Annotated in this window: 11 protein-coding genes; 8 read left to right on the plus strand and 3 right to left on the minus strand. The window is 43.7% G+C overall.

Features of this window, described 5'->3' with window-relative positions; all coding sequences use genetic code 11:
- Nucleotides 1–27 precede the first annotated feature (27 nt).
- Both NSQ58_RS12305 and NSQ58_RS12310 read right to left on the minus strand, forming a co-directional pair.
- Nucleotides 28–330, minus strand: coding sequence for a hypothetical protein (locus NSQ58_RS12305; RefSeq protein WP_013310964.1), 303 nt, complete (start codon nucleotides 328–330; stop codon nucleotides 28–30).
- A 387-nt stretch (nucleotides 331–717) separates the two neighbouring features.
- Complete coding sequence (locus NSQ58_RS12310; RefSeq protein ID WP_013310963.1) at nucleotides 718–912, minus strand: hypothetical protein; 195 nt, start codon at nucleotides 910–912, stop codon at nucleotides 718–720.
- A gap of 140 nt (nucleotides 913–1,052) precedes the next feature.
- Here NSQ58_RS12310 and NSQ58_RS12315 point away from each other — a divergent pair, with 140 nt between their 5' ends.
- Nucleotides 1,053–1,490 (plus strand): NucA/NucB deoxyribonuclease domain-containing protein, encoded by a 438-nt coding sequence (locus tag NSQ58_RS12315; RefSeq protein WP_023989364.1) that lies wholly within the window; start codon nucleotides 1,053–1,055, stop codon nucleotides 1,488–1,490.
- A 5-nt stretch (nucleotides 1,491–1,495) separates the two neighbouring features.
- Here NSQ58_RS12315 and NSQ58_RS12320 read toward each other — a convergent pair whose 3' ends face one another.
- Nucleotides 1,496–1,648 (minus strand): hypothetical protein, encoded by a 153-nt coding sequence (locus tag NSQ58_RS12320; RefSeq protein WP_023989363.1) that lies wholly within the window; start codon nucleotides 1,646–1,648, stop codon nucleotides 1,496–1,498.
- A gap of 114 nt (nucleotides 1,649–1,762) precedes the next feature.
- Between NSQ58_RS12320 and NSQ58_RS12325 the strand changes: the two genes are divergently transcribed.
- The 7 genes from NSQ58_RS12325 to NSQ58_RS12355 all read left to right on the plus strand — a co-directional run bounded on the left by NSQ58_RS12325 (nucleotide 1,763) and on the right by NSQ58_RS12355 (nucleotide 12,315).
- The gene (locus NSQ58_RS12325) at nucleotides 1,763–3,583 is read left to right on the plus strand and encodes a sensor histidine kinase (RefSeq protein ID WP_068941464.1); all 1,821 of its coding nucleotides are present in this window, start codon (nucleotides 1,763–1,765) and stop codon (nucleotides 3,581–3,583) included.
- Nucleotides 3,558–5,183 (plus strand): response regulator transcription factor, encoded by a 1,626-nt coding sequence (locus tag NSQ58_RS12330; RefSeq protein ID WP_071558506.1) that lies wholly within the window; start codon nucleotides 3,558–3,560, stop codon nucleotides 5,181–5,183. Before NSQ58_RS12325 ends, NSQ58_RS12330 begins: the two co-directional genes overlap by 26 nt.
- 136 nt (nucleotides 5,184–5,319) lie before the next feature.
- A complete protein-coding gene (locus NSQ58_RS12335) occupies nucleotides 5,320–7,002 on the plus strand; it encodes an extracellular solute-binding protein (protein ID WP_028540528.1) in 1,683 nt (560 codons plus the stop codon).
- 245 nt (nucleotides 7,003–7,247) lie between these two features.
- Nucleotides 7,248–8,138: an ABC transporter permease gene (locus NSQ58_RS12340; RefSeq protein ID WP_025718416.1), complete on the plus strand. Its 891-nt coding sequence runs from the start codon at nucleotides 7,248–7,250 to the stop codon at nucleotides 8,136–8,138.
- A 27-nt stretch (nucleotides 8,139–8,165) separates the two neighbouring features.
- On the plus strand, nucleotides 8,166–9,044 hold the full coding sequence (locus NSQ58_RS12345) for a carbohydrate ABC transporter permease (RefSeq protein WP_023989359.1): 879 nt from the start codon (nucleotides 8,166–8,168) through the stop codon (nucleotides 9,042–9,044).
- Nucleotides 9,045–9,072: 28 nt separating this feature from the next.
- A complete protein-coding gene (locus NSQ58_RS12350) occupies nucleotides 9,073–11,160 on the plus strand; it encodes a beta-galactosidase (RefSeq protein WP_341057528.1) in 2,088 nt (695 codons plus the stop codon).
- A gap of 102 nt (nucleotides 11,161–11,262) precedes the next feature.
- Nucleotides 11,263–12,315: a glycoside hydrolase family 53 protein gene (locus NSQ58_RS12355; protein WP_341057529.1), complete on the plus strand. Its 1,053-nt coding sequence runs from the start codon at nucleotides 11,263–11,265 to the stop codon at nucleotides 12,313–12,315.
- Nucleotides 12,316–12,382: the final 67 nt, after the last annotated feature.

A 12,382-nucleotide genomic window follows, 5' to 3' on the forward strand; every position in this document is an offset into this window, starting at 1 on the left:
GTCCAAAGACCGGGGGTTATTTTCAGCTTATTCTACGCCGTCCTGATAATGATTTTTCCAGTGCTTATCGCCTTTGTGTGCGAAGTCTTCAACTGTCTTTTCCAAAGTAGCTACCAGTTGGGCTTTAATCTCAGAAATTGTGTCTCGGAACAGTCTTTCTTCCGTACCATTGATTTTTTCACCATATAGAGCCTGAGCGGCTATAAATTGACGATGTTGCTCCACAAAACTGTCAATCGAATGCAATGCATGCTCCACGTATTGGGAAATGCTATGATGCTCGTTAGGCAGTTGCAATTTTAATTCATGAACTCTGTTTAATAATGCCATGATGATCACCTCGTGCGTTTTGTTATGTCAATAATTATACATTATTTTCGGAAAACTTTCATTAAATTTTGATTAAAATGTGACTTTTATTATGTCATGATTGCATTTTCACTGGTGATCAGGCCTAATTTTCGGAATTATTTCATTCTTTCCTTTGTGTCGTGATTTTAAAATTTAATATATATGACACGAAGATGATATAAGAGTAAGCTGCGACAGCTGTCTTTCTGACATGTTATAATGGGGGGAAAGCCCAGTAGGAAAGGTTGTCAGTATGGTATGAAGCTTTTTAAAGGTTTATTTTGGGGGATTCTGATCAGTCTTCTCCTGTGGTGTGCCTTGTTTGGGCTTGTCCGCTGGATGTCTCATTAAGTCGCTTCCTGTATCTTATACAATAACTCTTGCGACTGTATCCACGTCATTAACGGAAATCGTATATACGTGTTCGTCATCATAGAGCTTGAATTGCTGAGTTTCTTGGTCAGATAGGAGCTTAGGCCAGCCAATTACGGTACTTCCATTCAGTAATCGGATTACAACGGCTTGCATTTGGCTCACGGCCAGTTTGATCTCATCGTTCATTCGTACAACCTCCTCTCTATACTATTTGTCGTCGAATATTCAACCTTTTTTTATAGTCAGTAAGGGGTTACAAAAAATAAAATCCAGGGATTACCTTAGTTGAAGGCATCTACTGGAATAGCTTGAAGGGAAGAGGGAAATTGAAGAAAAAATTGCTAAGTTTTATAGCTTTAGTGCTGCTAGCTTTGGGCGCGTACTGGTTTGAAGGAGGCAATCTTCTTACAAAAATGACAGGAGAGAACCCGCCTTCATCGGCTCAGGTTACGCTGCAATTCCCGTCAGGTCGTTACCCTGAAACGGCGCAGCATATTAAGGAAGCCATTCAGGCGGGAAAATCACCGGTATGCACAATTGACCGTGAAGGAGCCGAGCAAAATCGCAAGCATTCGCTTGCAGGTGTTCCCACTCGTAAAGGATACGATCGTGACGAATGGCCGATGGCTATGTGCTCAGAAGGTGGCAAAGGTGCAAATATCAAATACATAGCCCCTAAGGATAATCGTGGGGCAGGATCATGGGTCAGTCACCAATTGGATGAGTATGAGGATGGAACTCGTGTGAAATTTGTTGTGAAATAGTGCTATTACTTTTTATTACCTTGCGCTGTTTCCTGTCTGGCCTTAATCAACGCCAGAAAATCAAAAAAATCACCTAGTGTATTGAAGCCGGCACCTAAAATGGCCAAGTCTTCAGCGGATAGTTGGTTAAACCATTCCATTTGCTTAGCATCAAACATATTATCACCGCCAACCATTGATAATGTATAGTATGTACTGACGGCAACGAAGGTCAGGGCTCTGGCATACCATTTAAGTATGCTTGTTTTTTGTGCAGAGGATGTGTAGAACTCATGTTTAAATTTAATTTTTATACTAAAATCGTCTCCATCGTTATCGTATTGCTTATACCTATGCTGATCCTGTATGTCTATTCTAATCAGACAACGACAGGTGTATTACGTGAGGAGCTGAATCAATCTAATTATAATCAGCTGACTTTTTTTCAAAACCAGGTGAATACGAATATTGAAATGATTTCCTCCTGGCCGCATCTGCTGATTCATGATCCCGATGTAGCCAGTTTTCAAGCGATTTTTTTGAAGGACAAGGTTCTCAATCTGGATGGAATTAACCTTGTCAAACGGATCCAAACCAAGCTTGGGCTTCAGGAAAGCTCTTCTAATTGGAGAACCGGGCTGAGTATCTATTCTCCTTCGCTTGGACGGGTTGTATCGGAGAATGGAGCAGGTTTATATGACCAGAAAAAACTAAATCAGCTGATAAAAGACGGCTGGCAGGTATCCAAAAAAAGATCATACGGGAAGGACCAATTTATATTTTCATTGTATACATTATCCCCGTTTTCTTCACTTGGTAATCCAGAAACCGCTAACACGATTATTAAGGTTGAATTTGACAGCAGTAATATTCAGGACATGCTTGACCGCTTCAAAGGTGATGGTCGAAAGGAGCCTTTTTATTATAAAAAAGGCGTAGGAGTGATCTTTAATCGTACTGCAAATGAAGAGCTGTCTGGAAAGCTGATTTCTAAATTGGAAAAAATGGGACTCCATGAAGTTGATAATCTGACTGTGAAAATTGGAGAAGAAAGCTACCTGGTTCATGCCGTTCTTTCGCAAACGACTGGTTGGTATTTGATTGATTACATGCCTTTGTCCGATATGATGTCTCCGATTTACTCATCGAATCGACTGTTTTATATAACTGTTGTTGGCTCGCTGCTGGTAGGCTTGATTGGCGCTTACTTGCTTCATTCACAGGTACAAGTGCCGATTCTTCAGCTTGTGCGGGCATTTCGGAGACTAAAGGATGGGGACTATGCTGTTCGATTAAGTCTAAGGGGGAGTCACGAGTTTGCTTTCCTGTCTAGTCAATTTAATCTGATGGTCGAACAGATTCAGGAGCTGTTTGAGAAGGTGTATGTTGAGCAGCTGCATGTCAAGGAAGCGCGACTAAAGCAACTCCAATCACAAATCAATCCGCATTTTTTTTATAATTGTTTTTCGTTTATTACAAGTATGGCAAAGCTGCGCAATCATGAGGCGGTTGTAGCCATGGCCCATAATTTATCCAGGTATTATCGGTATACGACAAGACAGGAGCGGGATTTGGTTCCATTGTCAGAGGAAGTCGAGTTTGTTCAATATTATTTGAACATACAGCAGATGCGTATGCCAAGGCTAACGTTCTTAATTCATGTTTCATCACAAGCCAGCAGTCTACTGATTCCGCCGCTTGTAGTGCAGCCACTGGTGGAAAATGCGGTGCTGCACGGGATAGAGCCTCAAGCGGAGGATGGTATAATTCATATTTTAACCGAGCGTGTTGGCTCGTATATGTACCTGATTGTGGATGATAACGGACTCGGTTTGAGTAGAGAGGCTATAACTGCCCTGACGTCAACGCTTGACAAGCCTGTGGAAGAGGATCATGGATACGGTTTGTGGAATGTGCATCAACGCATGCGATTACATTTTGGGGAAGATGCAGGACTGGAATTCTCTTTGTCTCCATTGGGAGGATTGCGTGCAGTTTTAAAATGGTCGATCTCAACAGAAGGAGAGCATGCGAATGGTTTAATTGAGCCTTCGCCAAATTCGAATATAGTTAAAACGGAGGGACCAGATGGTTCAGATATTACTAGTAGATGATGAGAGTTATGTAACAGAAAGTCTGGCAGCTACCATTCCGTGGGAGACGCTAGGCATCGAGAGGGTTCATCAAGCGGCTTCCGCATTAGCAGCGGTGGATGTGCTGGAAGCGTACGATATTGATATTCTGGTTACGGATATTCGTATGCCTGGCATGACGGGACTGGAGTTGATTGTTGAGGTAAACGAACGATGGCCACATATCCGAAGTTTGTTACTGACAGGCTATGCCGATTTTGAATATGCTAAAAAAGCGCTCCAGCTTAAGGCTTTTGATTACATTTTAAAGCCGGTGGATGATGAAGAGTTTATCAAATGTGTGTCAGCTGCCATGGATTCGCTAAAGGAAGAATGGGAAGCATTTGACAAGGTTCATCAATTACAATATAGCCGCAGAAACGATTTTGGTGTACTGCGGACCCATTTGATGCATGATTTGCTACTCGGGCGTGATTTGCCAGTACCAAAAATAGAGAGCAAAATGTCTGAGTACGAAATCAAGCTACGCACGGGACATCCTGCCAGTATGCTGCTTATTCAGCTAGGGAAGCATTTTTCTGATATGGACTATCATTCAGTCTCCTTAATTGAGTATGCGATTGGAAATATTGCCGAAGAAGTGTTCGCACCTGATTTTCACGTTTGGCATTGCAAAGCGCCGCATGACTGCTTAATTGTATTAATAGAAGGTAATTGGAATTCATTTCCTGAACGGAGCGCGGATGAGCAGAATCGTTTTTTGAGTGCGGCGATTGAGACCTTTCGAAAAAATGTGAGCAATTACTTGAAAGGGGAAATTTACGTTGCATTAACCGGATGGTTTAAGTTTCCAGAGGAGCTGCCTAAGCTATATCAGACAGCGATTAGATCCTTATACTGGAACCATCACGAGGAGACGGATACACTGCTATTCATAGAAGAACAGGCAGAACAGCCACACAGCTCAGTTAAGTCACTGGAGGGGCTTTATATGCACCCTACGCTTACTCATCTGCTAGAGTCCAGGCAATGGGAAGAGGCCGAAGCGAAAGTGAACCGTGTATTTGGAAAAATGGAAGAGGTGGGATATACACGCGAACATTTATATGAGCTGTTTATTTCGGTGACGAGTGCCTTTATGTATACAGCGCACAAACAAGGACGTTTCATTACACAGATGGACCAAGTAGGCTTCGATCCGTTACATGCGCAGAAAATGGTTCATTCGTTTCCCCACCTCAAAGAGTGGATACTTTCCATGATGAACAAACTTAAATCTGAATGGTCCGCAAGCGAGCAAAGCGCTAAAAGCTATGTGGTCAAGCAAGTTCAGGAGCTCATCTCCCAGGATAAAGGTCAGGAGCTGTCTGTTAAGACGATTGCCGATCAGGTTTATCTTCATCCAGTCTATCTGTCTAAAATTTATAAAGCTGAAACCGGAGAAGGTTTGGGTGACTACATTATCCGAATGAGAATGGAGCGGGCTCTTTATTTGCTTAAATATTCCAACAAAAAAATATACGAAATTACGACGGAACTGGGCTATCAGAATCCCCAATATTTCAGTAAGATGTTCAAAAAGCATTACGGAATGACTCCGCATGAATTTCGGGACCAGTAAAGATGGGACCAGTAAGGACGAAACCAACAAAGATCAGTTGGGAAAGGTGCAGAAATATTTATTTTGTGACATAGGCTGCGAAGAAAAGCCCTCTTATAATAAAAGAGTAGAAAATGATTTTTAGAGGGGGAACAATATGCGAGTTCATTCGAAAAAAAAGTTGCTGTCGTTGCTCGCCGCAACTATGGTATTAGGAGTTGGCCTTGTGGGCTGCTCAGGAGCAGGAAATGGTGGGAATGCGGACAGCACAGCTAAAACTGAAAACGTATACAAAGAAAAATACAATCCAGAAGTCACAATTTCCACGGTATGGGGTGTAGATCCCGCCTTAAAATTTAAAAATGGTGAATCTATCGAAAATAACATTGCGACAAAATGGGCTAAAGAGAAATTCGGTATTAATATCAAATCACTCTGGTCCGTCACAGATACGAATGGTGCATTTGCTACGAAGCTGCGATTGGCTATGTCCTCCGGTCAGGAGATGCCAGACGTGGTTGTATTGGGGACGGAGAATGAGCAACTGGCACAGGACATGATTGATTCCGGTATGTTTGCAGAGGCTGGTCCGTTGTTTGACAAGTACGCTTCGGATTCCTGGAAGCAGGCGATGAATCAGGATACGAACGTATGGAATCAGTATAGCCGAGATGGCAAAAAAATGGGCATTCCTGTGCTTGATTTTGCCTATAACCATGATTATGTATTGTGGGTACGACAAGATTGGTTGGATAAGCTGGGTATGAAGGCTCCAGAGACGATGGATGACTTGGAAAAAGTGATGGACGCCTTTAAAAATAAAAATCCAGACGGACTGGCTCCGAACAAAGTGATTCCGCTCAGCATCGGTTTCAAAACATCCATGAACACTTGGATGGGTGACCCGTCCTGGATTTTCGGGGCATATGGCACACTACCCCAGCAGTGGAACAAAGGCACGAATGGCAGTTTGGAATATGGCTCCGTGCAGCCTGGCATGAAGCCGGGTTTGCAAAAGCTGAGCGAGTGGCTCAAAAAGGGATATATTCCTCAGGAAGCAGCATTGTGGGATGAAAATAAAACGTCAGAACCTACAGTCGCAGGAACAGCCGGTATGATTCCTGGACCATATTGGATGAGCGGCTGGCCGCTTCAGGATACAGTCAAAAATGCGCCGGGTGCCGTGTGGAAGCCGATCAAGATTCCAGCGGGTCCTGACAACAAAGCCATGCGCCACGGAACGCAATATACCAATGGTGTTGTACTAATCAACAAACAAATGCAGCATCCTGAAGCTTTTTTCACTTATCAAAATTATTTGTTTGACCATTATGCTAATGCTAAACCGGACGGTGATTTGTCGAATGGGCTGTTTAAGGGCTACGATTATGATTTGGATGCGGGCGGAAAGCTAATGTCTATCGATAAAATACCAGGCGGTTATGTAAACTCTTTTCGTTATTTGCTGGTTCGTGATGGCGCGCGTATACCTGATGCCCAAATGAAGGCTTTGTTAAGTTTGGCTAACGGCGCAGAACCGAAGACCCGTCTGGAGAAAGATGTAATGGTGAATTACGGGAAAGATACTCCTGCAGCTGCCAAAGTGCTTATGGAACAGAAGGATATCTCCATGAAAGATCAGTTCACGGGCCCTACTACGCCAACCATGAAGGCTAAAAAGGACTATCTGGATAAGATTGAAAGTCAGACCTTCAATGAAATTATTTATGGCAAGCAGCCGATCTCTGCTTTTGATACCTTTGTACAGACGTGGAAAACAGCTGGTGGCGAACAAATTACAAATGAAGTAAACGAATGGTATAAAAGCGTCGAAAAGTAAAATCATGATGTTGTAATAGTTAGGAGGGCTGTCCCAAGGTGGACAGCCTTTTTACTACAGCTTTATCAGGATTGAGTAGAAATGAATGCGCTATTATGATGTGTGTGAAAAAAAATTTTTCATTCGTTTGGCGAACTTAAAAAATGATTGCTTTTGTGCCATGTATGTTGGTTTTTTGAACTGTTGGGACAGCGAAAACGCTTTTATAATTGAAGTATACCATGAGAGTTACAGGAGGAACTGCAATGAGAAGTCTGCAACGTACGTGGCCATTTCATATCATGCTGCTGCCAGCCATCATTTTCTTAATTGTATTCAGCTACATTCCGATGGGCGGCATCGTGATGGCCTTTCAAAATTACAAACCTTGGCTAGGCATAACTGGTTCCGAGTGGGTTGGACTGGATAACTTCCGCTTTTTGTTTCAACGGGAGGACAGTCTTCAAGTCGTCTGGAATACACTAATTATTGCTGTGTTAAAGATGTTTTTCAATCTGGTGGTTCCGTTTGTTTTTGCTATACTGCTGAATGAAATTCGCAAGGTCGGCCTTCAGCGATCCATTCAGACACTGGTTTATCTGCCACACTTTCTTTCGTGGGTCATCTTGGGCGGAATTCTGATTGACCTGTTGGCTACAGATGGATTTATGAATCGTATTCTCGGTAGTTTCGGGATCCAGCCTATCTTTTTTCTGGGAGAAAATAACTGGTTTCGGTTTACTGTCATTGTATCGGATATATGGAAGGAGTTCGGATACAACACCATCGTATTTCTTGCTGCACTAGCGGGTATTAATCCTTCGTTGTATGAAGCTTCTGAAATGGATGGAGCGAGCCGCTGGAGACAGACGCTGCACATCACTGTACCTTCGTTAATTCCGATGGTAGTTGTTGTTGGAACGCTTGCACTTGGCAATGTACTGAATGCTGGTTTTGACCAGATTTTCAACCTTTATAATCCGCTGGTTTACCAAAAAGGCGATATTATTGATACATTCGTCTACCGGACAGCGTTAATCAATGGGGAAATGGGCTTTGCCACCGCAATCGGCTTGTTCAAATCCGTTATCAGTATGATTCTCATTCTGATATCTTATCGACTTGCTTACAAATGGGCAGGTTACCGCATATTTTGATTCCACGAGGCTGAAAGAGGGAGAGTCATGTATCATAAAACAACGCCATATCGCATCTTCAATGTGTTTAACATTTGCTTGCTTGTGATTTTGTCCATCATGTGTATCGTTCCGCTGATTCATGTGTTGGCGGTATCATTTAGTGCTAAATCAGCAGCAGATGCCAATCTGGTTGGGCTGTGGCCGGTGCAATTTTCATTAGAAGCCTATAAGAAGACGATGAATAACCCAATTTTTCTGCACTCTATCTGGATTTCTGTCTGTCGGACTGTATTGGGAACCGGCTTAACATTGCTTATTACCTTTTTAGCTGCTTATCCACTTTCAAAGGAAACATCTGTGTTCCGTAGCAGAAACGTATATTCATGGTTGTTCGTATTCAGCATGATTTTTAACGGTGGTCTGGTTCCATTCTATATGGTTATTCAAAAGATCCATCTTATGGACAGCTTCTGGGTACTTGTTTTGCCGGGAGCGGTCAACACATTTTTGGTCATCCTTATGTTGAACTTTTTTAGAGGAATTCCTAAAGAGATGGAAGAGGCCGCATTGATCGACGGAGCAGGACATTTTAGGACATTGTTTAGTATCTTTTTACCGATATCCCTGCCTTCCATTGCCACGATTGCGCTGTTTAGTATGGTATTTCATTGGAACTCCTGGTTTGACGGTCTGCTCTATTTGAGCAATGCAAAGGACTATCCGCTGGCGACGTTCCTGCAAACTGTAATTATTCAGAAGGACATGAGTTCCATGAGCATGAGTCCCAAAGAGATGGAATTACTTTCTCAAACGACGGTTAATGCTGCGCAAATTTTCATTGGTGCAGCGCCTATTCTCATTGTATATCCATTTTTACAAAAGTATTTTGTTAAAGGTATGACGCTAGGTTCCGTCAAAGAGTAACAGAATTCATAGAAGGAGATGATTTGTAGTGACGAAGCAAAACATAATCAAGTACCCTCCCATTAGTGAGCGAGTTCCACGTATGCTGCATGGCGCGGACTATAACCCGGAGCAATGGCAGCATTACCCTGACGTGTTAGCGGAGGATATCCGTCTAATGAAACTAGCCAAATGCAACGTGATGTCTGTCGGCATTTTCTCATGGGTTTCATTGGAGCCTGAGGAAGGTGTATTTACGTTTGAGTGGATGGATCGTATTCTGGATTCGTTTGCTGAGAACGGAATCTATGCTTTTTTGGCCACTCCTAGTGGAGCAAGACCAGCCTGGATGTCACAAAAATATCCTGAGGTGCTGCGTGTGGAGGCTAACCGTGTCCGTAATCTGCACGGGTTTCGCCATAATCACTGTTCTACATCGCCTGTTTACCGGGAAAAAGTACGTATCATGAATACGAAGCTGGCCGAGCGTTATGCTAACCATCCTGCTGTGATTGGCTGGCATATTTCCAATGAATTTGGTGGAGATTGCCACTGTGATTATTGTCAGGAGGCATTTCGCGCTTGGGTCGAGGATAAATACGGTACGCTGGACAAGCTTAATCACGCATGGTGGACGACCTTTTGGAGTCATACGATTACGGATTGGAGCCAAGTTGAGTCCCCGGCACCTCACGGTGAAACACAGGTCCATGCCCTGAATTTGGACTGGAGACGGTTTGTGACCGATCAGACCGCAGATTTTATCAAACATGAGATTGTGCCGCTCAAGGCTGCAAATCCAGCAATTCCGGTCACAACCAATTTAATGGAGTTTTTTGAAGGATTGAATTACTGGAAGTTTGCTGATCTGCTCGATGTTATATCCTGGGATAGTTACCCAACGTGGCATGACCGTGAGGGAGATGATAGCCGTCAGGCTGCTAAAGTGGCCATGATGCACGATATTATTCGCTCAATTAAGGGAGGAAAGCCTTGGATGCTCATGGAGAGTACACCAAGTTTGACGAATTGGCAAGACGTTAGCAAGCTGAAGCGGCCGGGAATGCATCTGCTATCGTCTTTACAGGCTGTGGCACACGGGTCAGACACCGTTCAATATTTTCAATGGCGGAAAAGCCGCGGTTCGAGTGAAAAGCTGCATGGTGCAGTCGTCGATCATGTTGGACATGAGCACACTCGTGTATTCGGAGATGTGACAGAGGTTGGCAATGCGCTGGAAAAATTGGAGGAGGTTATCGGTACTTCTGTACCGGCGGAGGCCGCAGTCATTTTTGACTGGGAGAACCGTTGGGGAATCAACGATTCACAGGGACCGCGGAACAAGGGTGTGAAATATGAGGAGACAGCTGAAGCGCATTATTTGGCACTTTGGGAGCAGGGAGTGCCCGTAGATGTCATTCATATGGATGCAGATTTCTCCAAATACAAACTTTTGGTAGCTCCGATGTTGTATATGGTCCGCAGCGGTGTGGGGGAGCGTATACAGAAGTTTGTTGAAAACGGTGGTGTTTTCGTAGCAACTTATTGGTCTGGTATTGTAGATGAACATGATTTGTGCTTCCTTGGAGGCTTTCCGGGCCCGCTTCGTAAGACGCTGGGGATCTGGTCGGAAGAGATTGACGGATTGCATGATCATGACCGTAATCACATTTTGCCGCTTGAAGGCAATGAGCTGGATCTGCAAGGGGAGTATGAAGCTGTAGAATTGTGTGATCTCATTCATACGGAGGGTGCAGAGGTACTGGCTGTGTACGGCTCAGACTTTTATGCAGGACGCCCGGCTTTGACGGTGAACCGTTTGGGAGAGGGAAAGGCTTATTACATCGCATCACGCAACACCGGACTGTTCCACAGTCATTTTTACAGAAGTTTAATTGATGATGCAGGAATTAGTAAAGCGCTCAATGTGAAGTTGCCTCATGGAGTGAATACGGCGATTCGTACCGATGGGGTTCATGATTATATTTTTATACTAAATTTCACGCATGAGCCGCAAAAGATTACGTTGGATGGACGAACTTATGTGGATATGCTTGAAAATCATGCGATAGAAGACGGCAGCGTTCAATTGGATGCCTACGCTGTTAAGGTTTTAAAGACAGAGCGCAATAAATAGAACATGATATTAAAGTGTGATCTCTGTCGTTTTCCCGAGTGAGGGAACTGGTAGATTGGTCAGAGGCAATGAGAAGTATACAATTCGGATGGGAGATGACTTATGAAAACAGGTAACCGCACGATGGTATTTGCGATGTTGATCTTGCTATCCAGCTTATTGTATCCGTTCGGCTCTGTAGGGTTGGGTGCGGCTTCGGCCGCCCCTGCTTTCGCCAAAGGAGCAGATATAAGCTGGGTAGCAGGAATGGAAGCGCAAGGTATGACTTGGAAGGATAAAAAGGGTGTTCGTCGAGATATACTGCAAATTTTGCGAGATGACTATCAGATTAACTCGGTACGTATCCGTGTGTGGGTAAATCCTGACATGAAAGATTATGCAAGCGGATACATGAATGCCGAAAAGGCAGCAGAACTAGCGCAGCGAGCTAAAAAATTGGGTATGAGCGTTATGCTGACTCTACATTATAGTGATTCCTGGGCAGATCCAGGGCAACAGAACAAACCTTATGCGTGGCGTAATTTTACATTTACACAACTCATGGATGCAGTCTGGTCTCATACGGTTTATGTTATGAACACGATGAAAAGCAAGGGGGTAACACCGGACTGGGTGCAGATCGGTAATGAGACGAACAATGGAATGCTCTGGGAAGACGGCAAAGCTTCGGTGAACATGAAAAACTATGCCTGGCTCGTCAATACAGGTAATAATGCTGTAAAATCGGTAAGCAGCAGTACTAAAACGATAGTACATTTAGCCAACGGGGATAACGGTTCCGTGTTGAACTGGAATATCGGCGGGCTGATTGATAATGGAGCTCAGTTTGATCTCATCGGGCTGTCTCTGTATCCGTCTCCTTCTGACTGGCAGGGCAAGGTGGATCAGACGATTACCAATGCCAATAGCCTCATTGCCAAATACGGTAAAGGTATTGTCATCAGTGAAATCGGGATGGAATATAACGAACCTGCAGCTTCCAAGGCATTTATTTCTGCAATCAAAACAAAGGTTCGGAACATCGGAGGCGGCAAAGGTACAGGGGTATTTTATTGGGAGCCGGCTGCAACTCCAGGTTACAATCAAGGTTATAACAAAGGTGCTTGGCAGGCTGACGGTAAACCAACCTCAGCTTTGGAAGGATTTTTAAACTAAAGAAGTATGTAAGAGTATATCAAAGAACCTCTAGTTCGCTGTCTATGCAGACTAGAGGTTCTTTATT

The organism is Paenibacillus sp. FSL M7-0134 (assembly GCF_038007865.1).
Taxonomy (GTDB): Bacteria; Bacillota; Bacilli; order Paenibacillales; family Paenibacillaceae; genus Paenibacillus; species Paenibacillus polymyxa_B.

Excerpts from the sequence above, each read along its gene's own strand:
- NSQ58_RS12320 (WP_023989363.1), bottom strand. The coding sequence starts at position 1,648 with ATGTTTGATGCTAAGCAAATGGAATGGTTTAACCAACTATCCGCTGAA.
- NSQ58_RS12305 (WP_013310964.1), bottom strand. The coding sequence starts at position 330 with ATGGCATTATTAAACAGAGTTCATGAATTAAAATTGCAACTGCCTAAC.
- NSQ58_RS12345 (WP_023989359.1), top strand. The coding sequence starts at position 8,166 with ATGTATCATAAAACAACGCCATATCGCATCTTCAATGTGTTTAACATT.
- NSQ58_RS12340 (WP_025718416.1), top strand. The coding sequence starts at position 7,248 with ATGAGAAGTCTGCAACGTACGTGGCCATTTCATATCATGCTGCTGCCA.
- NSQ58_RS12330 (WP_071558506.1), top strand. The coding sequence starts at position 3,558 with ATGGTTCAGATATTACTAGTAGATGATGAGAGTTATGTAACAGAAAGT.
- NSQ58_RS12325 (WP_068941464.1), top strand. The coding sequence starts at position 1,763 with ATGTTTAAATTTAATTTTTATACTAAAATCGTCTCCATCGTTATCGTA.
- NSQ58_RS12335 (WP_028540528.1), top strand. The coding sequence starts at position 5,320 with ATGCGAGTTCATTCGAAAAAAAAGTTGCTGTCGTTGCTCGCCGCAACT.
- NSQ58_RS12355 (WP_341057529.1), top strand. The coding sequence starts at position 11,263 with ATGAAAACAGGTAACCGCACGATGGTATTTGCGATGTTGATCTTGCTA.
- NSQ58_RS12310 (WP_013310963.1), bottom strand. The coding sequence starts at position 912 with ATGAACGATGAGATCAAACTGGCCGTGAGCCAAATGCAAGCCGTTGTA.